The organism is Pedobacter sp. V48 (assembly GCF_000523515.1).
GTDB lineage: Bacteria > Bacteroidota > Bacteroidia > Sphingobacteriales > Sphingobacteriaceae > Pedobacter.
In genome coordinates, this window is sequence record NZ_AWRU01000007.1 from 54,114 (window position 1) to 77,910 (window position 23,797).

Below are 23,797 nucleotides of genomic sequence, written 5' to 3' on the forward strand. Positions count from 1 at the left end.
TTGTATTAAAAAACCTGGTTGATGCAGAGGAGAAGAATGGCAATTCCGCAAAAGCATTTGAATTGCTAAAGCAATATACTAAACTGGCCGATAGCCTAAAGGTAGAAGATACTAACCTGCAGCTCAATGAACTTGAGAAAAAATATGAACAACAAAAAAAAGAAAAAGAGATCATACATCTGCAAAGTGAAAACAAACTAAAAAGTACGGCATTGAGCCAGAACAAAACCATGATGTTGGCCGTCTCAGGCTTATTAATAGGTGTTATTGTGGTTCTGGCGCTGGTTTATCTGCTGCAGGTGAACAAGCATAAACTCGCTCAAAAGCAAAGGCAACTGGAACAGGAACNAAGNATYKKWWGANGCGCTGATCCAGGGGCAGGAGCAGGAGCGTAAGCGACTGGCGGGAGACCTGCATGATGGATTGGGCGGCTTACTGGCCAATATCAAACTGTTGATCTCTAAACAGCATGATCAGGAAGAGTTTAGCGATTTCAAAGGGCGTATTCTGCATAAACTCGATGATGCGGTTAATGAACTTAGACGCATTGCCAGAAATATGATGCCTGAGACGCTCCTGCGATACGGTCTGGTGATCGCCCTCAGGGATTATTGCGAAGACTTTAAAAAGTCAGGAGTTGAGATTTCTCTGCAAACTTACGGCATGGAAGCCGCTTGCGAGAAAAGTGTGCAGTTGATGATATACCGTATCCTGCAGGAGCTGATCAGCAATGCTGTAAAGCATGCTGCGGCCAAAACAATATTGGTGCAATGCATCCAAAATGACAAAAAGATCTTTATCACAGTAGAGGATGACGGAAACGGCTATGACCAGCAAACAGCAGAGCGCAAATCAGGACTTGGGCTTTCCACAGTCAAAAGCAGAGTGGCTTATTTAAAGGGAGTCATGGAAATCCAGACACAGCTTAACATTGGAACAACCATTAATATTGAATTAAATGACTGCAAATCAAATTAAAATAAGGGTTTATGTTGTTGATGATCATCCTATAGTATTGGAAGGCATCAAGCATTTTCTTCAATCCAGTGAAGATCACATTGAGCTTGTGGGTGGATGCGGGAACGGCCAGGAAGCGCTTTTAGCATTGGCCACCGCAAACATAGATGTGTTGCTCCTGGACATAAATCTGCCTGACATGAGTGGAATCGATGTTTGCAAACAGGTAAAGCAGCAGTTTCCTGCCATTTCAATTATTGCGATCAGCAATTATAATGAACGCAGCATGATAACCAAAATGGTTAATAATGGCGCAACTGGATATATACTCAAAAATGCATCAGCAGATGAAATCCGTGCTGCGATTGAAACAGTATATAAAAAATCGCTTTATTTTAGCCCCGACGTACAGCAGGCCTTGTTTGAGGCTGCGCTGGACGATCCAGCGGATCGCCCCCGACTCACGCGACGGGAAGAAGAGGTGCTGCGGAGCATCGCAGAAGGTAAGACAACCAATAAAATTGCAGAGCAGCTTTTTGTGAGTATCCATACTATTGAAACGCACCGCAGAAACCTGATGCAAAAGTTCAATGTCTCCAATTCTGCTGCTCTCGTAAAAATGGCCTCAGAGTATAAGCTGATTTAACTGTGATTATTAAAATTGATTGTGTAAGCTAAAAAGCCATTTTCAAGCGCGTAAAGTGTATCCATTTTTTCTTCAAATCCGCCAACTCCTTCTGGAGGGTACTGACCATGGCGCTAATTATGAATTTTATTTAAAAGGCTCTGATAAGAATGTTGCCAATGAAAACAATTTACTAAACCCCGACTACGAAGAATGGTTCGGTCTAATAGGAATGGTCACGAGGCGATGGCCCAGGAGGAAGTAGGGTAAAAGGATATTCCTGTAGTGGAGCCGGTGAGTTATGCGGACGTAATCGAGAATTATGCCAGGATTAAGGCGGAAGTAGAGGATTTGTTGAGGGAGGTGTGCGGGGAGTTATTGGAGCAGAAAACGRMWSAGGNNCTKAWNNAWSMMGKKWKRYCWTRRSNGGACACSTGGAACRGGGGGKTTCGAATCACCTTAAGATGAAGTAGAAAACCATTGAATTTACATTATTTACATTTCTTTTTACAATACGGATTCCCACTTGTCTCCTGACCTTCTTAGGTTTGTCAAAGCAACCCAACTCAGTATGAAAATGACAGCAAGAAACCTAATCGTCCTATGTTTACTATTCAGCCCATTCGCGGGACGTACCCAGGTAAGGGAAAACTGGATGGATAAGCCTGTTTCGGCGTGGCCGCGGATCGCATTGGTCAACCATGTTCAGTATAAGAATGGTGATCGCTATGTGGACCCTTCATTTAAATACGCCGCGACAGGTTTTCTGATCGGTAGCGGCAAGGATACCCTGGCCGCTACCGCCAAGCACATTCTTTGGATTGCCAAAAACAGGAAGACCAAAAGTACTGAAATCAATAATGACCTAGAACAATGGGTGATGACACCGAAAGGAATGGGTAAAGATTCAGCCCTTATCGGCAGGCTGTTGAATGAAGATCCTGAAGAACAGCTGGAAGGTAAGGGGGCAACGAGCCTGGACCGGGATTGGATTGTTTTCAGTACCACTAAAGTTGCATCGGGTTTGTATCCCTTAAAGCCACGCTATACCCAGGTGAAACCTGGTGAAAAGGTTTACATTTTGAGCTGTGCCTACGAAGACAGTTTGTGCACGGTGCATGAAGGGAGGGTATATAAAAAGCTGGGAATGGACATCCTGATCCGAAGAGATATGAAAACACATAAAGGAGGCTGCAGTGGCTCTCCGGTAATTGATGCAAACGGATATTTAATCGGCGTTTTGTCCCGGAGCTCGTACTCCGAACATGGAAATGTTTCGGTGGCCATCTCCACTGAATACCTAAAAGAAGTGCTGAATAAAAATCCGAGCCTGAATATACCTAAAAAGGACTACGGGGAACTCCTTTACCATACGGTGCTTAAAGATGGAACTGAAAAGGCAATGAGACAGTATCGCGACTTGATTAAGGATCCGCAGAATTATTATACCTACAACTTATACAGCCCTGACCGCAATGGGCTCAGAGAAACCGGAGAAAAGTTAATACTGCTGGGTAGGTATCAAGAGGCGATTGAAATGCTGAAATTTGCCGTAAAAATGACGGGAGGTTTTTATGTTAATTACAACCTCCTTGGCAAGGCACAATTATTAGGAGGTAATAAAGACCTGGCGATTAAAGCCTATCAAGCCGCTGTCAAGGCCAATGAGGACAAAGGGAATGAAGCTTATGCCGAGCTGGAGAAATTACAAGCCAAACCTTAATCAGGAAGCGCAATGGCATGCAGCGATTCAGGAAGCCATTTCCATTTTTCCTGAGCTTTCCGGCTGCGGTTTTAATTTCTCTTTCAGAATTTGTTCATCTCCCCATTTCTTTAGGTGGTCAAGAAAGGGGATCAGCTCTTTTCCCACTTCGGTTAGCGAATACTCCACTTTTGGTGGTACTTCGAGATACACCTGCCTATGAATGAGTACGTCTTCTTCCAGTTCACGTAAAGATTGCGTCAGCATTTTTGGGGTAATGTCGCATAGTATTTTCCGAAGTTCCCCATAGCGCAGCACCTTACGATTATGCAGGTACCATAAAATACGTCCTTTATATTTCCCACCAATGCGCCGAAAGGCATAGTCTAATGCACAAGTTGGTGCGTTCTCATATTTCTTTGCCATTTTACAATTTTTTTATTGTTGATAATCAGGTTAGTATCTTTTTGGTATGTAGGATACTAAAAAGTGCATACTTGTCTCAAAGATAGTAATGAAATAGATTTGTCATTCAATAAAACTCAAATTTTATGAAAGCAATCATTTTAAAAGAAGCAGGGACCACTGCAAACCTGGAACATACAGAACTGCCTTTACCAAAAATCAAAGAAAACGAAGTGCTGATAAAAGTAAGGGCCATTAGCATCAATCCCGTGGATGTAAAAGCAAGGGCGAATGAAGGCGTGCTGACCTGGCTGTTTGCTGAGGAGCGTCCGGTAATCCTGGGCTGGGATATTTCCGGTGAGGTCACGGAAACCGGTAGCGGGGTATCTGCCTTTAAAATTGGTGAGGAGGTATTTGGGATGGTGAATTTTGTTGGACAGGGGAAGGCCTATGCTGAATATGTTGCGGTGCCAGCCGATCAGCTTGCATTGAAACCAGCCACGGTCTCACATCAGGAAGCTGCAGCAGCCACCTTAGCGGCTTTGACCGCCTGGCAGGCGTTGGTCAACCATGGCAAGGTAAGCCGCGGCGAGAAAGTTTTGATTCACGCTGCATCCGGTGGCGTAGGGCATTATGCGGTGCAAATCGCCAAATATTTAGGTGCATTTGTGATTGGGACTTCATCTGCCGGTAACCGTGATTTTGTGCTCAGTTTGGGTGCAGATGAACACATTGACTATACCTCACCGCTTTTTGAAAAGGCAGTGACCGATGCAGACTTTGTACTGGATACCATTGCCGGAGATACACTGACCCGTTCGATCGACATGCTGAAACCGGGGGGCAGGCTCATCACCATTCCTTCCCCGGACTTCCCTCAGACGGACAAGGAAAAAGCCCTTGGCAGGAATATCAGTTTATCCGCCATTATGGTACAGTCAAGCGGAACAGATATGAACTTACTGGCTGATTTACTGGAGAAAGGCATCCTGAAATCTCATGTTGCTCAAAATTTTGATTTTAAGGATATGGACAAAGCACACCAGGCAGTAGAGACCGGTAGGACAAGAGGCAAGATTGTCGTGACATTAGTAGCGGATTCAAATTAAGGTCATATAGCTATTAAACCTTTCCTGTTAAGCAGGAAAGGCTTTTATGAAGCTGGTTCTGCTATTTCAATAAGGCGTCGAGCTGCTTTTGTAGCTCCGGATTCGAGGGACGCTTTGCGTCGTTGTCAATGACGATGCCATCAGGACCGATCAGCAAGAATCTTGGAATAGAATTTACGCCGAATTTCTTCACGAATTCGGACTTAAAATCGTTGTCTGCAATGAGCTGGATCCCCTGTAAATCGTTGTCCTTTACGTAGCTTAACCATTTGTTCTTCTCTGCCGGTGCATCCAGTGAGATACTAACGAATTTAATGTTCTTTTCCTTCAGCTTCAATTCAAGTTTTTTGAGGTCTGGAATTTCTGCAATGCATGGGGCGCACCAGGTTGCCCAGAGGTCGATGTAAACATAACTGCCCCGCATACTTTTAAGGCTTACCTGCTGGTTATCAGGATTGGTATAAGTGAAATCAGGAACAATTGCATTTTTTTCCGTTGCCTTTAAGTTTTTAAAAGCCTGTTCAACGTCTTGGAGACGGCTTGGAACTTTAGTGCTGCTGAGGTATTCCTTATAAAAGGATTCCACTTTTGCGCTGCTTTTCGACTTCCTGATCAGGGATAGGGTAGTGGTGTACAGAAAATAGTCTTTAATGTAGTCGTTGCCGATCTCTTTCCTGATGAACATGAGTTTGGCCTGATCTGGGTTTTTCAAAGAATCACTCAGCTGCTTGTATTCGCCTGATCTGGTTCCGAAATTAATCCGGTTACTGATCGCATAGCTGTAGGAAGAGGAGTTTTTAAACAACAGCTCGTTGTTCATGTCCCATCCGGAAAATAACAGCTCATCCACCTGTTTCTTTTCCTCCGCCGTCATTTTCTTGCTGAATTGATACAAATAGGCGTTTTGCAGCTGCTGGGTATGGTCTTTTTTGCGTGCCGCCAGGGGAATTGAAAGGGTTTTCTTTAGCGAATCCATTCTGGTGCTGTCCAGTCCGTAAAAGAGTTTCCAGTTATAGATTTTATTGAGACGAATGTAATTGATCTCTTCCCGCATCAATGTTTTAAAGAATTTATTGCTGGATTTGTCAATCGCTAGCAATGCCAGTTCTTTGTATTTGTCCATGATCGGGATGAATTTTTCCGGCTCGGTGAGCAGGACTGAAAATTTTACGCCGTATCCACTATTCGAATTCATCCGGTTTAAGGGAATCTGGATTTGTTGGATCAGGTTGTTTTCCAGGCTTCCATTCCCGCTAAATTCATACCCGTCATTGACTTTTTTTATGATTAAACTGTAACTGGGTTCCAGGTAGATCTCTCCAACCTCCCCAAGACTGTACATCCCTTTTTTAAGTGCCTTGATTTGGACTGTATAGTTCCCGTCCTGATCGGTAGTTACCGGCGTGCTCCAGCCGTCGTTATTGCTAAGGGACCACTTTGACTTGTCTGTTCCCGGTATGACACCGGTCACCTGGGCATTTGTAATTTTTGCACTGCCTGTAATCAGGAAGACTAGCAGTAAATAGGCTGAGGTTTTCATATTTATAACTAATTATTTAGTTCAATTTACTACTAAGTTTTTAGTTATGCAAATCTTTAAAGGGATTTATGTATTTTATTTTGACCTTGGCCTGTTCATTCATTCTTGATTTGGGAGGAGTGATTCTTTTATGGATAGGATTGTTTAGCGCTCTTCCTGAATCAAATTAGACAACTAAATTCAGGACGAAGGCATACTGGTCGATAGTAAGCAATAGCTTAATTTATTCTATACTATGAAAATCAATAAATTCAATCATCTTAATTATTAAAAAATCAGGGAAAAATTTGAGAAAGTAAAACAACTGATTGGTTCTTTTGAAGCTGATGCTGACAAGTTTTATAACAAAGCGAATGATACTGCAGGCACCAGGGTAGGCAGAGGAATGCAGGACTTGAAAAATTTGGGTTCGGAAATTCGTGAGGAAGTTACCGGGCGTAAGAACAATAAATAAATCATCAGTTGTTTTGGGAATTATCGAGCGTTATCATTTTGCAGTCAGGCTTTTTATTTTTGATAGTTACTTCATTAGCTTACATTAGGCAATAGAAATTGATTGTAAAGAGATAGAATATTACCGACGGTGCTAGTTCCGGCGATTCAGATTTGCCATCTTTTAAATAGCTTACATCCATCATAAGTTAAGGTAGAGAATAATTGAAGTCATAGAAATGCTTTCCATCAGTAACGGTAATGGAGAACACTCCAGATAAGCCGACTAGATCATCTGTACCCGAATCCGGGACTACCAAAATGGTCAGCGAGGGTACCCCTTTTTTCATAGTCGCCGAATGCTGGAGGATAAAGCTTCCCTTTTTTCCTTGTAATACTCCTTCAACCCTTTCGATGGCTACATATCCTGCTGACTTTGGATTGCTCGTTTTTGCACTGAGCATTTGACCTTGCGATATCCCCTCAAGATCACCCTTAAATATTTTGTCGATGGTCATTCTCGAAAGCATTGGTATTTCCCGATCCGCTTGGGGGATGATGTTTACTTCGAATTTTCCTGTTGCTTTAAAATCCATAAATGTGAGCTTTTATTTTAGTTCCCGTATCGTTTAGTCAGACCAATGCTGCATTTTAATGTCCAAAACCATTCATAAAATTCCCATCTAGCTCGTCGTCATAAATCTCAGAAATAGAATAGGGCTGTTTGTTTTTTCAGTTTTATGTTTTCCTAATGTTCGTTTTTATTTGAATAGGGGAATTCTTATTCAGTCAACACTTTATAAATAAAATGGTTTGATTTACAGTGAAGTTATATAGAATCGCTGGGCAGAAGACCTGCTAATTTTCAGTACTGATTTGGTATAGCCGATGAATGCTGCCAATTGGCTGGAGATCATGAGTAGTGAGGCGACCTGAATTTTTATTTTTGTGCGTTCTGGTTTTGGGTATTTGGTTACGGAACTTGTTCCGTTCTGATGATGATACGAGAAATCATTCCTTTTCATTACACCAATTTACCTGATTTTTTTAAAAGGCATGGAGATCAATCGAATCAGTTATGCTCCGCATTTAAAACGACTCCATAGTGCGTTCAGTTTCGTCCATACCGGTTGATTAAGCGGTTTTGGGGATAGCTGGTAGAAAACAATCGTTTGGGTGCTTCCGGGACATTTTTTGACATGGATCCTGGCATTAAGTACCATTGGTTTCTGCGCCATATAGTCGAGCATGCGAATGGTTCCCAGGAAAGTACGCAGATCTCCTCCTTCTGTTTTTATCGCCTGGAGTTTGGTCTGCGTCTTGATGACTAGGGCTTTTGGAATGTTTCGCTTGGTGACGTTCCTGCCGACAAGACCGTCGTAATAAGCATTCAGGTTGTTTTGGATGATCGCTGCAGTTTGACCAGGACCATTGTCCAGAAGCCACAGGAACGCATAAGACCAGTATTCTGGGCTCTTATGATCGCTCCAGCCTTTGGTAAACCGGATGTCTTCCACACCGGTATAGGTAAGGGAGGGTGCGAAGTCTATAGGGATGGGAAAACGCTCGATTCCCCATCCCTCCAGTTCAAGCTGATAGGGTGGTTTCCAGGAGGGGCCATCAAATGCTGGTTTATTTTGGGCCATTACCTCAGCGCAAAGGCAGCTGAGGATCAAGGCAAAAAGGTAGCTGCTAAACTTTTTCATGTTTTATGGGTTGAATAATATCGATTGGATGGCGATTAGTCGAATCGACAAAAGATTTTGAAAAGCGATATCTTGTGGATCAGTACATTCCCTATAGTCCGAACTTGTAACCCAAGCGGATGCCAACAACGCGGATCGCATTATAGTCCCCACTGCCTTCAGAATGTTGATACCTTAGGGAAAATTCGACGTTTTTGAAGGCATAACCTGCACTAAGGGCCCAGCCAAATGCGGTTTGGGTATCACTGTGGGATTCGCCAGGAACAGATAAGGCAACTCGGTTAAAGGAGACGCCAGCCTGTGACTCCAGGATAAGGCCACTAAGATCGGCCCTGTATCCCGCGTAGACGGGCAATAGAGAATAATCTCCGGAAGCAACAGCGGGTAAATTTTTAACTGCAAAGCTGTTGTAACCTGCCTCCAAGGTAATAGCCTGGGGTTTAGTGCTGAAGCCGTAGATACCCTTAACAGATCCGCCAAAACCGGTTTTGACCACATCTGAAAAGTTTCCGGTGGGTAATGTTGCCTGTCCGGCTACCTGCAAGAAATTGCTGCCCTTCTGGGCCATGGTTACAAAAGGAAAAATGATAAGAATTGCGAGTGCTGAAAAATTACGATTCATAAGCTGTAAATATAGTGTGGTTTATCGATGAGCGAGGAAGATTTGTTTTTACAGAGGTTGCGCAGGTCCAGTTTGAGGTTGAGTTGAAACATTGTGGCATGGTTTGATTTCGGGATTGCAGTTTCCATTTTTATGCCATAAGGTTAAATAGGGTTTTAGGTGGGTGTAGTTAGTTTTTTCTTTAGTGTCTTTGTCCGATAGCGGACATGGGTTGTTCGGTTTTGAACAGCAGATGGTGCGTATTGGGGATTCAGTAGAAAACATATTTCTGCACAAAAGGATCTGAATTCAACAGCCAGGGATTAAACGAAATGGTGATGGATTTGGCTTAGCTTTTGTTTAGCACTTAAGCGATGCGTTGGAATGTTTCAGTGCAGCCACTAGCATGTAGGCGGTATGCTCGGTGGTTTGTCTTACGATTTCTTCCGGACTGCCTTCAAACCGTAACTTTTCTGAAAACAATGTTTTTCCGAATAGCCTGCAATGGATAAACATGGTTCCCACGGGCTTTTCAGCTGTCTCGCTACCACCCGGAGCAGTGAGTCCGGTTACCCCGATGTGCAGGTCGGCAGGGATGAGTTTCTCTAAACCTAAGGCTATGGCCATAGTGACTTCCATGGATTCGGGGCTGAAGGTCTTGATCAGGCCCTGGGGCACGTTTAACAGTTGTTCCTTCAGACTTGCATCATAACAAACCAGTCCGCCTTTAAGGAATTTTCCGGCCTCCGGGAGGAGCGAGAATTCTGCGGCTAGTCTTCCGGCTGTAGCGCTTTCGGCGAATGCGATGCTCAGCTCCTGATCAAGAAGCAGCGTTCCGCAGGTCAATAAGGTTTTTGATTCCATGGTCTTTTTAAATAGCTGCTTACAGGGTGTCTACCTGCAGACTGTCTGGTGTTAATTTGCTGGTATCCGGCATCCCCCCGTCTGGATTGCTGCTGGTGTCAATTCTTGAAGAGTCGGTCATCAGGGAATCTGCCGCTTTGTTCCGATCGCTGGAGCCACAGCTGGTGAGTGCTAGCCCAGCCATAAAAACTAATATTGGAAAGAGGTTTTTCATGGCCGTGATTTTAAAACTGTTTTGTTTTTGCTGGATACTGTGCTGCTCAATATGTAACTGGATGCCCCGGGAAATGGCTTTGACCAGTTCAGCACGAAGATCGGTTTCCCCTGCACTGGTCCACACGTTGTTTCTTTTGATCATAGTGATCGAATCCTTTTCCGGAAAGATGACTTTAAGGGCCTGTTCGCCTTGATGTAAGGCAGGTATGGCATTCAACAGCAAAGGCTTGTTGTCGGTAGGGTCTTTAATGCTAAATCTCATAGGTCAGAATGATTGAATTCACAATGGTCTATAAAATGGTGATCCATTTGATGCAACAACAACTGAGATTCCTGCAGGTTTGTAAAAAAAATAATCTTCATGGAAAAGTACCAATTATCTGGAACCACCTGACGATTCAGTTGTTGTTTTTATGCTTAGTCAGGAGCTGAAGCAGGTAAATTATGGAAATGAATCAGTCCGAAATCAAGCCGGAGAAACAGGATCCTGTTTAACGATTTGACCAACGCATGTAAATGCTTAAATAGAACGTTATGAAAATTGTGGTTTTATTGGGAAGAGTTTTATTCTCCCTGATTTTTTTAGTTTCCGGTCCTGGCCATTTTTCGAATCAAAGTATTCAGTTTGCTACGGCTCAGGGTGTGCCGCTACCTTCTTTGCTGGTTCCGTTTTTCTGTATTTTAGCCCTTATGGGTGGGATCAGTATTTTGTTGGGATATAAAGCTAAGCTGGGTGCCTGGATCATTGTCGTCTTTCTTGTGCCGGTGACCTTGATGATGCATAATTTCTGGGCAGTGTCGGAGCTGCAGTTGAAACAAATGCAGCTCGCCATGTTTATGAAAAATCTGTCTTTACTGGGAGGAGCATTGCTGATCGCCTATTTTGGTGCGGGACCTTTAAGTCTCGATCATAAAATGGGGGGTACCTGAACTGGATCAGCCAGGTTAAACGGTGCTACGCTCTTTTTATTGACCTGCCTTATCGACGCCCTTGGTTGTCATGATTACGGGCTGTATGGTGCCATCTTGGTTATAATGCAGGTAATCTATACAGACCGAGCGACGGTGATTTCCGCCTCCCTTTAAAGCACCATTGTGATAGAAGAGATAGGATTTGCCTTTGAAATCTATAATCGCAGGGCGATTGGTTTCACAATTGTAAGGGATCTCGTTTAGGATGCCCACGAATTTCCATGGACCGCTGATGTTGCGGCTCATGGCATATCCGATTTTTTCAGGCATGCCATAGCCATAGGCAAGATAATACCAGTTGCCATGCTTATGGAGATGAGCACCTTCACTGAATGCAGGAAGGGAAATGGTGTAAATCGGTCCATCAATTTCGATCATGTTGCTTTTTAATTTTGCAATGTAACAGGTTTGGTTTCCCCAAATGAGATAGGCTTGGCCATCCTCATCGATGATTACGCTGGGGTCCAGATTTGCTTTTGGGTTCGCGGTTGGAGGGATCATCTCCTGGGAGATTAAGGCGGATGCTTTGGCATCCCTGAATGGTCCGGTCGGTTGAGTGGCCACCGCGACTCCAATGGCCATGCCCTCAATACTGGCATGAGAGACGGCAGCGTACCAGTAGTACTTATCGTTCTTTTTAATGACGTTTGAGGCATAGGCATTTCCTTTGGCCCAGCTAAAGTCTATGGCCTTGAGCGGAGAGGGGTGTTCGTTCCAGTTCATCAAATCTGTTGATGAAAAGCACAGCCAGTTGTTCATGACATAATCTTCGACTCCATCAGGAGGGGCGTCATGACCGGTGTACAGATAAACGGTATCCTGATGGACCAGAACAGTGGGATCGGCGGTAAACTTGTGCCTGATAATGGGATTGCCTTGCCCGGTAATTTTGCCTTGTGTATGTTTCATAGGCTTAATGTCTATTGATTTTCCGATTCCTTATGGGCGGATGAGTTTTTCACGATCGTTTTCATCTTTGTGCCGAGGATTACCCAGGTTTGGTTTTGGCGGGCTTGGTTTTGAAAACCCGGCTTCATTGGCCTCTGCCTGATCGTTCAGGTTTTCAGTCGAAGGCAATTCATGACTCGCCCTTCTGTCGCTGCTGCTGTGGTATTCGGGAACATTTAGGTGTTGTGGCTTTTCCGCATCATATGCTGCTGAACCTGGTTGTGGGGTGTTTCGATTTTTCATCATGTCTTAGTTTTAAGGGGTAAGAACAATAGGAACTACGATGCTTACCCTGTGAAGCGGTAGCAGGTGCCTACCTTTCTTTCTTATTTTTGTTTAACCTTTGGCGGAGTGCTTCCTCAGCCTGTTTGACTTCGTCTTTTTCTGAAAGTGGCTCATCTGTTTTGAGCTTTTTCGGAGGGACACTTGCTGCTTTTGCCAGCACTTTGTCGGTATCGCTCTCGGGTAGTATCTTATCGCTGTTTGTCATGATGGGGTTGCTTTAAATTGAACAATTTTGCTTAATTTCTTTTTGACCTGAGGTACCCATCAGGACGATAACCAGCAGTGCGACGATCAGGGCACTTGTGATAGATATTTCCATCCGGCAATAGGTCTAGGAGCACTGTTTTGGTTCGGGAGTCCTGTCCCGGCTAAAAAGAAGGATAGAGAACTGACTCAGGATTTTTTCCTGGGAACTTTTGCGCCGGCTTTACGGGCTTCTGAAAGGCCAATCGCAATGGCTTGTTTTTTTGACGTGACCTTTTTTCCGCTACCCGACTTAAGTTTCCCTTCTTTCATTTCATGCATGGTTTCTTCTACTTTCTCTGAGGCTTTTTCTGAATACTTTGCCATAATCTGAGTATTTAAATTTCTCCATTTTGTGTACAGGCCAGTAATCATTGATCCCGTAGGACTTCTGCAGTATTTTCTGACCTTATTCTGTAGCAATAACATTTTGTTTGCTAAATGGTTTGTCATAAGGTGTTTAATGACAATCCCGGGTTTGGTAAACTGGGGTCATGCTTATCGTTTATGTTTCTCGCTAATACAAACTTTGTAACGACTGATCAGGCATAGGATACCGGTTAAACTCCTGTGGTATTTTCACAGTGACTGATGTTAAGTGACAGGGACTATGCGGCTATTTTAAGGCACTCCCGGGCGCAGTGTAGACAGGCCTCAGCACATTTTTGACAGTGTTCGGTATGGTGCTTACCGCATTCTGTTCCGCAGTCTTTACAAATTTCAGCACAGAGCTTACAAAGCTGTTTTGCGCTGTCAATACCCAGGCTCATCAGCTGCTCAGCAGCATAACATATCGCTGCACATTCCATATCCAGTCTGATGCATTCCGCCATCATTTCCACATCCGGTTCTCTGGTGCAGGAGCTGGCGCAGTAATTGCAAGTTGAGGCACATTCCAAACAGGCCTCAATGCATGATTTCCATTCACGATATCCCGTTGGCTTCAGTTTTGAATTTTCAAATCATACCGTTACCTAAATAGCATGTGAGGTTTGTTAACATATACGGTTGTTTGTTCGCCCTGATCTTTTAGGTCGGTATTAGCTGTTCCTTATTGGACAACTCTTCACCGGTTCCAGATTTTGGGGGATTTGAACTGCCTGCCTTTGCAATGACCGTATCGGTGTCATGGTATGTTATTCTTTTTCTTTTATTTTCCATGGCTTAAACATTTGGGAAAGTAAGAAATGCGTTTGCTATGTTAAACGGTAACAGTCAGGGATTTAAATGGTTTGTCATAAAGTTGATTTCGAAAAGAGGGTACTGAGGTGATTGATTACATGATTAGCCCCTGATTTCTGCTCCAAAGCAACTTTGACAGCGGATAACTGGAGGGAAAATGAGCCGTGTCGTCAATTGCGAAAACAGGTTTGGGCTGTTCCTGTTGTTACCGCTGCAGGTTTAATATTTTGAGGGTGATGTGGTCCTTTAAGCCGTTGTAGAATTTATCAAGGACTTTTTCGAAGACTTGATTTGTAGGTGAAACCGCCGCAAACAGGGTCATACATGATTTTAGTTTCAAGTCATCCGGGCTCCCCAATAGCTGATGTGCATCATTGGTTTTAAGTTCCAGCAAGGTATTGCACATTAAAATCAGTCTTGGACCTAATGTGCGGTGTTGTAGGTATTCTTTGGCCTCATCAAGGTCACGAATGGCATAAAATCTGGAAATTTCTGTAAAGCCAAGTCCCTGGATTTGCGGAAATACATACCACATCCAATGACTGCTTTTCCTGCCGTTTTGAATTTCAGTCAAAGCGGTTTGAAATACGGATTTCTGTGCGGTTATGTATCTTTCCAGGTTGTGCGGTTTCATCGCTTCATTTTCTTTACAAATTAGGGTAAAGTTCGCAAAATTGCTATAGTCATCCTTATTCCTTTCAGGAAGTGTAGAGGGTTTCTATGGTTGATAAACGTTACCAGACAGAGTGGAACGCTGATCAGAAATTCACATTTTAAATGAGGTCATCTGTCTTAGTCTCCTTTTTGTTAACTTTTAAGCCATCCCGTATATTGGAGCGTTCGTTTGTTTTTCCCCAGTCGCGATCTTCTCTAAAATCTTCATCAGCATGAAAATAGTGGCTGTGTTTGCTTGTAGCAGGATCTTTGACTGCATCAAATGCACTGCTTTCTTTTCCTTTAGTCTTCATGTTTTTTAAAAATTGGTGACACGCAGCTAAGTAACAGCTGCGTGTTCAAAAAGGTTTGTCATAGGATTTTAATTTATGGATGAAGTCAATACTTTGATATAGGGGGCTGAATAGTTACTGCCTGACTTTTAAGCTGACTGCAAGAAGATCGCATGTAAGCTTAAAATAAGCGTAGCATTTTTTCCTGGCATTATGATATCTTCGCCATGACAGCAGAAGATTACGACGTGGCATTTTACGGATACAACTTCCGTAAGGACCAATTGAAATTGGACAGGGGGCGATTGTTAAGGATGCTCCTTTATATATTGAGAATGGAGGTTAAACAGGCTGATTGAGCTGATCGATGAAAGTAACCATAGCAGGAGTTCGATTTAAGTGCTGCTCATGTACTTTGCTATGGGATTGATAAAATTAAAAAAATCGGATCGATAGCTTGCCTTATGTATCATGACTGACTTAGTTAAATCATAGCGTTTTCATAACTTGTAGATTCATTGTGCTTTTCTCAACATGGGGCGCACTATAGGGGAGTGGCCGGATTGAATTTCGCCAATTACCTCGAATCCGTGACGCTGATATAGGGAGACGTTTTTGGGGTTCGAAGATTCTAAATAAGCGATCAGCCCATCACGGTCAACGGCCTTGAGTGCTTCGGTCATAAGTGCTGAGCCTATCCCCGAACCCTGATGTACCGGGTCGACACCGATCATCGGTAAGTACCAGTGCGGCTGGGTTGGGTGAAATTCCTCCATTTGCTCAAAAATGCCCTGCATATCTTCTTTAATCTCTTCGTCAGTGTTCTCGTTGAATATCCTCGCTAAGGATTCTTCGTCGGATGTGGAACCGGGTGGCAACCATAGTGCTGCGCCGGTGAATCCATTTGCAAAGTAAGCGGTTCCCTTTTCGAACGCACTTCCGCCAAAAGCCTTCGTGATCGAAGCAAATGTTGCCAGATATTTTGCAGGGTCTGGCAGGGACCATCTGGCCATTGGATCAACGCTGAATGCCATTGTCAATACCCCGATGGCGCCGGCTTGATCCGAGGCTAAAGCTGTTTTTATCATCATATCCATTTGTTCCTGAATTTTTAACTCGCCTAAATTTCATTGGATGGTTAGCATTATTTAGTATTAGTTTATCAATTCCCTTTGTCCTTTGGGGGTTTATTAAAATAACAATCGATGGCAGGAGACTGTTTGTATATTTCGCTGACATAGCTGAGCGCGCAATCTGGTTTTAACTTACAGCAACGTTTTGCTGCCCTACTTTACTACGCTGTGTCGTTTTAGTGCACCGCTGGACCATAGTGCCCAAATGATGAGCACAGGCTGGAAGAAAAGCCGTGCCAGACGTTTGGTGTCGGTATCCAGCCCGAATGCATTGCGATGTTCAGTGTACTGGGCAATGTTGCCGGGGAAAACCAGTAGATAAAAGATGGCAAGTGCTATGCCGACTTTAATTCTTTGCCTGCGCCAAAAGATCATTGCGGCGCCCAGTAAAATCTCCACGACCCCTGAAAGCAGTACGACCAGGTCTTCGTTCATTGGGATCCAGGCTGGTACCTGTGCCTGAAATTCTTCCCGCTGAAAACTGAGGTGCCCCAAACCTGCCAATATCATAAATAGGCCAAGGATGATCCGTGCAGGATTTTTTAGATGGAAGGAAGGCTGATTTTCGTTTGTCATTGTCGCGGGAAGGATTACTGTTTTGTTAACAATCGGCAGGCGTGATTGTTCGGGGGATTAGATCACTGTTCCCCCTTTTAGCTGAAAGTCTTTCTTCACACGTTCATATCTTTCCGGATCTATCGGTTTAGATGCGCGCGTTATAATGCTTGATTTAAAACCCAAGTCCAATGCGTCATTCGCGGTATAATACACACAGAAATCAGCTGCCACTCCGCAAACGGCTACTGCTGTAACCCCTCTTCCTTTAAGGTAATCGGCCATGCCTGTAGTTTTTTTTCTGCCATTGTCAAAAAAACCGCTGTAACTGTCAATCTCTTTATCCATCCCTTTTCTAAAAATAGCCTCAACAGCATTCGTTAAAAGTTCTGGAACCAGTTCTGCCCCCTTTGTTCCCTGTATGCAATGCTCAGGCCACAGCACCTGATTTAATCCGTTTAATGATATCTCTTCAAACGGTGTTTTATTTGGGTGGGAAGTAAAGAAGCTTTTATGGCCCCTTGGATGCCAGTCTTGTGTGGCGACTACCAGGTCATATTCAGACTGTATGTCGTTAATAATTTGGACGATTTCATCACCATGGTCAACGGCTAAAGCACCCCCCGGTAAAAAGTCATACTGTACATCAATAATAATTAGTGCATTCATAAATAAGGATAATTGTGAGGTGGTTGCAGCCCATCTCTTTAATGCTAGTGGATCTGACTTATTAGGTATATATTTTCATTCCTGTTAAATTATAAAAAATTATATTTATTTCGAACTTTCTAATTTTTGAACAAAATGTAGTGAATCTTTAATAGAACTGGAATAGATGAATAGAGAAATAATAGGTTATTGGATATTAGATCCTGCTGATGTTAAATCATTTGAAATATACGGCAATATATCTATGGAATTTAAAGCCAATGGTGAATTGATATATACCCTACATTCTGATATAAAGAATGAAATTATTGTAATGACTTATGAGATAAAAGATGAACTATTAATCACCGATCAATTATCGTCTCCTCATATGGAGGAAACTAAATTCGTATTAACATTTGATGATAAGTTAGAGTTATTTTTTAGTGGACATCGATCAATTCATATAAGAAAGAAATTGAATAGATTAAATAGATAGATTTGATATATTTATATTTAGTAGTATTATTTATTTGTTTTGTTTCTCTTGTGTCTTACTGCTGTCAATCAGCTGAGAAACGTATAGAAATAAGAGACCGCGTTATGTCAAATGGTCTTTTGTTAAAGGAAGAGTCCTAAATGTAAAGGCTTCAGGGAATCACAGTTTCGGTATTCTTTTATTAAAGGTAGATAGTATCAGTAGCGGTAAGTTCGTTGATACTATATTAAATGAGGGTATCTATCCTTATAAAATTAAGGAAGGAAAAGCTGAGGTATATGTTACTATTTATAATGGCATTCAAAGAGGTGATGAAGTGATTGTTGATTAGGAAAAAAAAACAGTATTCTATCCTTATATTAGAGAGAATGAGCGCTCTGAAGGCGACCTAAGAGTTGTTGCAGATCCTTATAATGTTGAATATGTAAAAGAAAATACAGTATTCAAGTAGAGTTATCTGTAGCGAAACCTGGTTAAGTAGCTGATTCCTGACTCGGAAAACAAAAAAAAAGTTTGATTTTCGATGTGCCAAATATCTTATACTAAAAATTCATTCTCGTTTTATTTGAAATACTAATATTTTTAGTATTATCTTTGTTTGTTCATTTGCATTGCTAATGCAATAAATCAATAAGGGGGATGACATCATGAACGCAAAACAGGAATTGGTCCATAAATTACAGCAGGATATCCTGCTATGGCAGGGCTTTAAACTGCAAGGKAAAGAACCTGCTGAGGCGATTGGCCTTGGTGAGGTAGAAAATGCATTTCCAAACGGGGKATTTCCGAAAAAGGCGATTCATGAATTTATCACAGTGCTACCAGAGCATGCGGCAGCCAGTGATGGCTTTATCGGCGGACTGCTGTCGGTATTGATGAAGGATGGGGCAGCCTGCCTATGGGTCAGTACGGCAAGAAAGTTATTCCCGGTTTCCCTTTGTCCGTTCAATGTGGAACCTGAGCGGATCATTTTTATGGATGTTGCCAGGGAAAAAGATGTGCTCTGGATCATGGAGGAGGCTTTAAAATGTGAAGGTCTTGCTGCTGTGGTGGCGGAACTGAATGAACTGAGTTTGATTGAATCCCGCAGATTGCAACTTGCGGTGGAAGGTTCTGGTGTGACGGGCTTTATTTTACGTAAAGATGCCCGGAAGGCGGTAAGTACGGTGGCTACCGCACGCTGGAAGATCAGCCCGGTGCCGAGTGTAACCGAGGATGAAATGCCTGGTGTGGGTTTCCCCCGCTGGAAAGTGGAACTGACCAAAGTCCGTAATGGAAATCCGGGAAGCTGGATCCTGGAATGGGGTGGTGATCGTTTTGTGGAAGTATTACCGGCTTTGAAAACAGGGGGATGGTACGATCAAAGGGAACAACAAATTGGTTAAACGGTTAAAAAATGCAAAAGCGTTATGTTTCGATATGGTTCCGCCATTTGCTGGCGGACTGGCAAATGATCCGAAGGCCGGAACTTTGTGACATTCCTTTTGTTTTCGCAGCGCCCGATCATGGGCGCAATATGATTACTGCAGTGAGCCCTTTGGCTGCTTCGCAGGGAATTGAAATAGGAATGCGTGCGGCTGATGCCAAGGCCCTTTGCCCGGGACTGGAAGTATTGGATGATAAGGTCGGTCGTGGGGCCAAATTACTGAAAGGACTGGGAGAGTGGTGTGTCCGTTATTCGCCGGTGGTAATGGCTGATGATTTTTCTGTGGATGGCTTGTTTCTGGATGTAAGTGGCTGTACACACCTTTGGGGCGGGGAACGGGAATACCTGAAAGAGATCGTATCCAGGTTAAAAAGCAAGGGGTATACTGGTCGTGTGGCGATGGCGGATACTGCCGGTGCTGCATGGGCGATCGCTCGTTTTGGAAAAGTAACTCCTTTAATTGCACCCGGGGCGCATACCGAAGCCCTGCTTGCGTTGCCACCAGAAGCCTTACGTTTACCTGAAATTACACTGGCTAAACTGCGTAAGCTTGGCTTTTACCAGATCAGGAGTTTTGTAAGCATGCCACGCTCGGTATTGCGCAGGCGATTCGGGGAGGAATTTTTGGCCCGTTTGGGGCAGGCTTTGGGCACGGCCAGTGAACTGATTACTCCTTTGCAGGTGCCTGTCCTTTTTCAGGAGCGCTTGCCTTGTCTGGAACCGATCAAAACCCGCATTGGCATTGAAGTGGCGATCAGTCGGTTATTGGAGCACTTATGCCTGCGACTGCAAAATGAAGGCAAGGGCTTGAGGACCGGGGTGCTGACCTGTTATCGCATTGATGGCAAGGTGGTACAAGTTTCGATAGGTACCAGCGGGGCCACCTGCAGTGTCAATCATTTGTTTAAGCTTTTCCAGCTCAAGATCGATCAGATTCGCCCGGGACTGGGAATTGAGCTGTTTGTATTGGAAGCAGCTAAAGTCGATGATATTTTACCAGGACAAGAAGCGCTTTGGGCGGGTAAGCCCGGACTGGATGACCAAAGTGTGATCCAGCTGCTTGACAGGATAACGGGGAAAATGGGGGCCGATGTGATTCACCGTTATGTTCCTGCGGCTCGTTATTGGCCGGAGCGATCCGCAAATCGGGCAGTTTCGATTACTGAAAAACCGATAGCCCAATGGCATATTGACAGACCACGTCCTACGGAATTGCTCAATAAACCTGCCCCGATCGAGGTGATGGCCTTGATCCCAGATCATCCGCCAAAGTTTTTCATTTATATGGGCATCAGGCATGTTGTGGTGAAGGCAGATGGTCCTGAACGCATAGAACGGGAATGGTGGCTGGATGTGGGGGAGCACAGGGATTACTATCAGGTGGAAGATGAATTGGGACAGCGTTACTGGTTGTTCCGTTCAGGTCACTACGGGGGGCAGCAGCGGTATCAATGGTTTTTGCATGGATTTTTCGCTTAAATAAGGAGGGAATAATGGAATACAGTGAATTACAGGTGACTTCTAATTTTAGCTTCCTTCGGGGAGCTTCCCATCCCCATGAACTGGTTGATCAGGCAACGGCTTTTGGGTATAAAAAGATTGCCATTACAGACCGCAATACCCTGGCAGGCATTGTCCGTGCACATGCTGCAGCTAAGGAAAAGAACATTCAGCTCATTCCAGCTTGCCGGCTGGATCTGCTGGATGGGCCAAGTTTACTGGCTTATCCAACCAGCAAAGAGGCCTATTGTCGGCTGTCTGCTTTACTGACAGTTGGGAATCTGCGCGCGGAAAAAGGATCCTGTCATTTGAATAAGGCCGATGTGTATGCGCACGCTGCGGGGATGTTGTTTACCGTAGTGATGCCAGGTGTGCTAAACCGTCACTTCCATTTTGAGGATTCCTTGGTGAAAGATCTGCAGGAGTGCAGGGAAGCTTTGGATAAGCAGCTGTACCTCTCTGCAACAAGAACCTATCTGGGTAATGATGATAAGCTGATCTTTCGTATCCAGCAGTTGTCGGGCAGGTTTGGAATACCAGTTGTGGCTACAGGAGATGTGCATTACCATGATCCTTCACGAAGGGAATTGCAGGATGTGCTGACCTGTGTGCGGGAAAAGTGTACCATCAAGGAGGCTGGTTTCAGGTTGCATCAGAATGCGGAGCGTTATATGAAACCGATTGCCGAAATGCACCGTTTGTTCCGTAATTATCCTGAAGCGATCCGCAATACCATGGCTATCGCTGAGGCCTGTACTTTTGCGCTGGATGAACTGAAATATGTATATCCGGAGGAGATCAACAAAAGCGGGCGTTCGCCATTGGAAGAGCTGGAATACCTGTGCTTTAAAGGGGCACATGCCTTTTATGGGGAGGTGATACCGGAGAAAGTGCTGAACATGATTGCCCATGAAATGGACTTTGTCCGGAAGATGGATTATGCGAATTACTTCCTTTTTGTGGAAGACATTGTCCGGGAAGCGAGAAGTCGGGGCATTTTATGCCAGGGAAGGGGATCAGCGGCCAATTCGGCCATTTGTTTCTGCCTGGGCGTGACTTCAGTTGACCCCATGAAGTTTGACCTGCTTTTTGAGCGGTTCATTTCTTCTGACAGGAACGAACCACCTGATATTGATGTGGACTTTGAGCATGAACGGCGTGAGGAAATTATGCAGTACATCTATACCAAGTATGGCCGTGACCGTGCAGCGATTGTGGCGACGGTGACCCAGCTGCACCAGAAAGGGGCTTTGCGAGATGTGGGCAAGGCCATGGGTTTATCAGTGGATACCATTAACAGGTTATCCAGTTCAGTCTGGGAGTTTACCGATGAATGGTTCGAGGGCAAGCGTGTGACCGAACAGGGATTGAATCCCCGGGATCCGCATTTGATGAAGACCTTGCAACTGACTGCGCAGATGATGGGTTTTCCCAGGCAGTTGGGGCAGCATACCGGTGGCTTTGTGGTGACCAACGGGAAGCTGACTGATCTCTGTCCGATCCTGAATGCGCGGATGGAAGACCGTACGAATATTGAATGGAACAAGGACGATATTGATGCTTTGGGTTTTCTGAAAGTGGATGTATTGGCTTTAGGCATGCTGACCTGTATCCGCAAGGCTTTTGACTTGTGTAAAGCGCAGTATGGTTTAGACCTTACGCTGGCCAATATTCCACAGGACGATCCGGAGGTGTATGATATGATCAGTGCTGCGGATACACTGGGGGTATTCCAGATTGAAAGCAGGGCACAGATGTCCATGCTGCCCAGGTTAAGGCCCAAGTGTTTTTATGACCTGGTGATTGAGGTAGCTATTGTGAGACCTGGTCCGATACAGGGGGATATGGTGCATCCTTACCTGCGGAGACGTAATGGTGAAGAGCCTGTTGTTTATCCTTCTGCAGAACTGGAAGAAATATTGGGCAGGACCCTTGGGGTTCCACTTTTCCAGGAGCAGGCAATGAAAATTGCTATTGTAGCTGCTGGATTTACACCTGCCGAAGCGGATGGCTTGCGACGTAGTATGGCCACCTTTAAGTTTACCGGAACGGTTAACAAATACGAACAGAAGCTGATCGAAGGAATGATGGAGAAAGGATATACCGAGGAATTTGCCAAACGGATTTTCAGACAGCTGGAGGGTTTTGGGAGTTATGGTTTCCCGGAAAGTCATGCGGCAAGTTTTGCTTTGCTGGTCTATGTATCCTGCTGGCTGAAACACTATTATCCAGATGCTTTTGCTACGGCCTTGCTCAACAGCATGCCGATGGGCTTTTATCAGCCTGCACAGATTGTGATTGATGCACAGAAACATGATGTGGAGGTTCGGCCGGTTGATATCAATTATTCTACATGGGATAATTTGCTGGAAGAAAAATCAGGCAAGTATTGTGCGATCCGCTTGGGTTTTCGCCAGATTAAAGGTTTAGGGCAGGAGGAGATGGCTATTTTGGTGAATTGCAGGGGAAAGGAGTACCCGACAGTTACGGCCTTACGTGATGCAGGAATAGCGATTAATACGTTGGAACGGTTGGCAGATGCGGATGCTTTCCGCTCGATTGGTCTTGACCGTAGAAAAGCATTATGGGAGGTTTCGGCCTTGCAGGATATGCCGGTGGAGATATTTAAGGGGCAACCCTCAGAAAGTATGTTGGAAGCACAGGTGGAATTGCCATTGATGAGCAAAGGGGAGCATGTGGTTCAGGATTATGCGACTGTAGGATTGTCGTTAAAAGCGCATCCAGTGAGCTTTGTGAGATCGCAACTGGAGATGCTGCGCATCTTGTCCTGCCATCAGATCAATAGGGAGGCGCAGAATGGACAATTGGTGAAAGTTGCAGGGCTCGTGCTAGTAAGACAGCGGCCGGGAACTGCCGGTGGAGTATGTTTCATTACCATTGAGGATGAGACCGGCTTTAGTAATCTGGTGGTATTTGAGAAGCTTTTTGACACCTATAGAAAGGAAATCCTGCATTCCAGGCTCCTGATGGTGGAGGGTCGATTGCAGCGGGAAGGAGAGGTTGTTCATGTGATCGTGAGCAAATGTGTGGACTTGACCAAGCTGTTGAGTAAGCTGGTGCAACGGGAGCATGATGAATTGCCAATACTTACTTTATCACGGGCAGATGAGACAAGTGCACCTTATCCTTCACAAAATAAACGGATAACGGTTCCGGGGGAAATTGCGAAGCAGACTTTTTATGGGGGAAGGAATTTTAAATAAGGTGCTTTTCTGTTATAACATTTATACAATTACTGACCAAAACTGTTGTCAGCTCTTTTCTATGCTATTATTTCAAAG

30 protein-coding genes are annotated in these 23,797 nt (G+C 44.3%); 11 read left to right on the plus strand and 19 right to left on the minus strand.

The window, feature by feature from the left end; all coding sequences use genetic code 11:
• The first annotated feature begins 423 nt into the window (after window positions 1-423).
• The 3 genes from N824_RS08890 (at window position 424) to N824_RS08905 (ending at window position 3,305) form a co-directional block, all read left to right on the plus strand.
• The gene (locus N824_RS08890; RefSeq protein ID WP_048904803.1) at window positions 424-978 is read left to right on the plus strand and encodes a sensor histidine kinase; all 555 of its coding nucleotides are present in this window, start codon (window positions 424-426) and stop codon (window positions 976-978) included.
• Window positions 959-1,603 carry a response regulator transcription factor gene (locus N824_RS08895; protein WP_048904804.1) on the plus strand — a complete coding sequence of 215 codons (645 nt, stop codon included), beginning with the start codon at window positions 959-961 and terminating at the stop codon, window positions 1,601-1,603. The genes N824_RS08890 and N824_RS08895 overlap by 20 nt, the downstream gene beginning before the upstream one ends.
• 556 nt (window positions 1,604-2,159) lie before the next feature.
• Window positions 2,160-3,305, plus strand: a complete 1,146-nt coding sequence (locus N824_RS08905) for a tetratricopeptide repeat-containing serine protease family protein (protein ID WP_161662283.1) — start codon at window positions 2,160-2,162, stop codon at window positions 3,303-3,305.
• Between the two features lie 27 nt (window positions 3,306-3,332).
• Here the strand turns inward: N824_RS08905 and N824_RS08910 are convergent, their stop codons facing one another.
• A complete protein-coding gene (locus N824_RS08910) occupies window positions 3,333-3,710 on the minus strand; it encodes a helix-turn-helix domain-containing protein (protein ID WP_048904807.1) in 378 nt (125 codons plus the stop codon).
• Window positions 3,711-3,835: 125 nt separating this feature from the next.
• On the opposite strand from N824_RS08910, the gene N824_RS08915 reads away from it, so the two are divergent.
• The gene (locus tag N824_RS08915) at window positions 3,836-4,798 is read left to right on the plus strand and encodes an NADP-dependent oxidoreductase (protein ID WP_048904808.1); all 963 of its coding nucleotides are present in this window, start codon (window positions 3,836-3,838) and stop codon (window positions 4,796-4,798) included.
• A gap of 61 nt (window positions 4,799-4,859) precedes the next feature.
• Here the strand turns inward: N824_RS08915 and N824_RS27880 are convergent, their stop codons facing one another.
• Window positions 4,860-6,338, minus strand: a complete 1,479-nt coding sequence (locus tag N824_RS27880; RefSeq protein ID WP_052334097.1) for a TlpA disulfide reductase family protein — start codon at window positions 6,336-6,338, stop codon at window positions 4,860-4,862.
• A 274-nt stretch (window positions 6,339-6,612) separates the two neighbouring features.
• Here N824_RS27880 and N824_RS34095 point away from each other — a divergent pair, with 274 nt between their 5' ends.
• On the plus strand, window positions 6,613-6,792 hold the full coding sequence (locus N824_RS34095; protein ID WP_084498254.1) for a histone H1: 180 nt from the start codon (window positions 6,613-6,615) through the stop codon (window positions 6,790-6,792).
• Window positions 6,793-6,979: 187 nt separating this feature from the next.
• Here N824_RS34095 and N824_RS08925 read toward each other — a convergent pair whose 3' ends face one another.
• From N824_RS08925 to N824_RS08945, 6 genes are all read right to left on the minus strand, one after another.
• Complete coding sequence (locus tag N824_RS08925) at window positions 6,980-7,366, minus strand: DUF3224 domain-containing protein (RefSeq protein ID WP_048904809.1); 387 nt, start codon at window positions 7,364-7,366, stop codon at window positions 6,980-6,982.
• Between the two features lie 222 nt (window positions 7,367-7,588).
• Window positions 7,589-7,795, minus strand: a complete 207-nt coding sequence (locus N824_RS30115; protein ID WP_152542097.1) for a hypothetical protein — start codon at window positions 7,793-7,795, stop codon at window positions 7,589-7,591.
• Window positions 7,796-7,846: 51 nt separating this feature from the next.
• A complete protein-coding gene (locus N824_RS08930; RefSeq protein ID WP_152542099.1) occupies window positions 7,847-8,476 on the minus strand; it encodes a hypothetical protein in 630 nt (209 codons plus the stop codon).
• A 91-nt stretch (window positions 8,477-8,567) separates the two neighbouring features.
• Window positions 8,568-9,098, minus strand: a complete 531-nt coding sequence (locus N824_RS08935) for an outer membrane beta-barrel protein (RefSeq protein WP_048904811.1) — start codon at window positions 9,096-9,098, stop codon at window positions 8,568-8,570.
• A gap of 339 nt (window positions 9,099-9,437) precedes the next feature.
• Window positions 9,438-9,941, minus strand: coding sequence for a CinA family protein (locus N824_RS08940; protein ID WP_048904812.1), 504 nt, complete (start codon window positions 9,939-9,941; stop codon window positions 9,438-9,440).
• A 19-nt stretch (window positions 9,942-9,960) separates the two neighbouring features.
• Window positions 9,961-10,419, minus strand: coding sequence for a hypothetical protein (locus N824_RS08945; RefSeq protein WP_048904813.1), 459 nt, complete (start codon window positions 10,417-10,419; stop codon window positions 9,961-9,963).
• A gap of 272 nt (window positions 10,420-10,691) precedes the next feature.
• Between N824_RS08945 and N824_RS08950 the strand changes: the two genes are divergently transcribed.
• Entirely contained in the window at window positions 10,692-11,087 is a 396-nt protein-coding gene (locus N824_RS08950; RefSeq protein ID WP_048904814.1) for a DoxX family protein, read from the plus strand.
• Window positions 11,088-11,123: 36 nt separating this feature from the next.
• Here the strand turns inward: N824_RS08950 and N824_RS08955 are convergent, their stop codons facing one another.
• The 8 genes from N824_RS08955 to N824_RS08980 form a co-directional block, all read right to left on the minus strand.
• Window positions 11,124-12,038: a glycoside hydrolase family 43 protein gene (locus N824_RS08955; protein WP_048904815.1), complete on the minus strand. Its 915-nt coding sequence runs from the start codon at window positions 12,036-12,038 to the stop codon at window positions 11,124-11,126.
• A gap of 30 nt (window positions 12,039-12,068) precedes the next feature.
• Window positions 12,069-12,323 (minus strand): hypothetical protein, encoded by a 255-nt coding sequence (locus tag N824_RS08960; protein ID WP_152542101.1) that lies wholly within the window; start codon window positions 12,321-12,323, stop codon window positions 12,069-12,071.
• 67 nt (window positions 12,324-12,390) lie between these two features.
• Window positions 12,391-12,567, minus strand: coding sequence for a hypothetical protein (locus tag N824_RS31200; protein WP_161662284.1), 177 nt, complete (start codon window positions 12,565-12,567; stop codon window positions 12,391-12,393).
• 188 nt (window positions 12,568-12,755) lie between these two features.
• Complete coding sequence (locus N824_RS32990) at window positions 12,756-12,932, minus strand: DUF6496 domain-containing protein (RefSeq protein WP_200869849.1); 177 nt, start codon at window positions 12,930-12,932, stop codon at window positions 12,756-12,758.
• A 281-nt stretch (window positions 12,933-13,213) separates the two neighbouring features.
• The gene (locus N824_RS34100) at window positions 13,214-13,441 is read right to left on the minus strand and encodes a four-helix bundle copper-binding protein (RefSeq protein ID WP_084498255.1); all 228 of its coding nucleotides are present in this window, start codon (window positions 13,439-13,441) and stop codon (window positions 13,214-13,216) included.
• Between the two features lie 193 nt (window positions 13,442-13,634).
• Window positions 13,635-13,766, minus strand: a complete 132-nt coding sequence (locus N824_RS35425) for a hypothetical protein (protein ID WP_255327431.1) — start codon at window positions 13,764-13,766, stop codon at window positions 13,635-13,637.
• Window positions 13,767-13,992: 226 nt separating this feature from the next.
• On the minus strand, window positions 13,993-14,421 hold the full coding sequence (locus N824_RS08975) for a DUF1810 domain-containing protein (RefSeq protein ID WP_048904819.1): 429 nt from the start codon (window positions 14,419-14,421) through the stop codon (window positions 13,993-13,995).
• A gap of 139 nt (window positions 14,422-14,560) precedes the next feature.
• Entirely contained in the window at window positions 14,561-14,755 is a 195-nt protein-coding gene (locus tag N824_RS08980) for a hypothetical protein (RefSeq protein WP_048904820.1), read from the minus strand.
• Window positions 14,756-14,961: 206 nt separating this feature from the next.
• On the opposite strand from N824_RS08980, the gene N824_RS35430 reads away from it, so the two are divergent.
• The gene (locus N824_RS35430) at window positions 14,962-15,093 is read left to right on the plus strand and encodes a hypothetical protein (protein ID WP_255327432.1); all 132 of its coding nucleotides are present in this window, start codon (window positions 14,962-14,964) and stop codon (window positions 15,091-15,093) included.
• A gap of 156 nt (window positions 15,094-15,249) precedes the next feature.
• Here N824_RS35430 and N824_RS08985 read toward each other — a convergent pair whose 3' ends face one another.
• The 3 genes from N824_RS08985 to pncA all read right to left on the minus strand — a co-directional run bounded on the left by N824_RS08985 (window position 15,250) and on the right by pncA (window position 17,091).
• A complete protein-coding gene (locus N824_RS08985) occupies window positions 15,250-15,831 on the minus strand; it encodes an N-acetyltransferase (protein WP_235207042.1) in 582 nt (193 codons plus the stop codon).
• A 189-nt stretch (window positions 15,832-16,020) separates the two neighbouring features.
• Window positions 16,021-16,443 (minus strand): DoxX family membrane protein, encoded by a 423-nt coding sequence (locus N824_RS08990; RefSeq protein ID WP_048904821.1) that lies wholly within the window; start codon window positions 16,441-16,443, stop codon window positions 16,021-16,023.
• A 57-nt stretch (window positions 16,444-16,500) separates the two neighbouring features.
• On the minus strand, window positions 16,501-17,091 hold the full coding sequence (pncA, locus tag N824_RS08995; protein WP_048904822.1) for a bifunctional nicotinamidase/pyrazinamidase: 591 nt from the start codon (window positions 17,089-17,091) through the stop codon (window positions 16,501-16,503).
• 166 nt (window positions 17,092-17,257) lie between these two features.
• On the opposite strand from pncA, the gene N824_RS09000 reads away from it, so the two are divergent.
• The 4 genes from N824_RS09000 (at window position 17,258) to N824_RS09015 (ending at window position 23,719) form a co-directional block, all read left to right on the plus strand.
• Window positions 17,258-17,569 carry a hypothetical protein gene (locus N824_RS09000; protein WP_048904823.1) on the plus strand — a complete coding sequence of 104 codons (312 nt, stop codon included), beginning with the start codon at window positions 17,258-17,260 and terminating at the stop codon, window positions 17,567-17,569.
• A 647-nt stretch (window positions 17,570-18,216) separates the two neighbouring features.
• Window positions 18,217-18,954, plus strand: a complete 738-nt coding sequence (locus N824_RS09005) for an ImuA family protein (RefSeq protein WP_048904824.1) — start codon at window positions 18,217-18,219, stop codon at window positions 18,952-18,954.
• A gap of 11 nt (window positions 18,955-18,965) precedes the next feature.
• On the plus strand, window positions 18,966-20,474 hold the full coding sequence (locus N824_RS09010; protein ID WP_048904825.1) for a DNA polymerase Y family protein: 1,509 nt from the start codon (window positions 18,966-18,968) through the stop codon (window positions 20,472-20,474).
• Window positions 20,447-23,719, plus strand: coding sequence for an error-prone DNA polymerase (locus N824_RS09015; protein WP_306413884.1), 3,273 nt, complete (start codon window positions 20,447-20,449; stop codon window positions 23,717-23,719). Before N824_RS09010 ends, N824_RS09015 begins: the two co-directional genes overlap by 28 nt.
• Window positions 23,720-23,797: the final 78 nt, after the last annotated feature.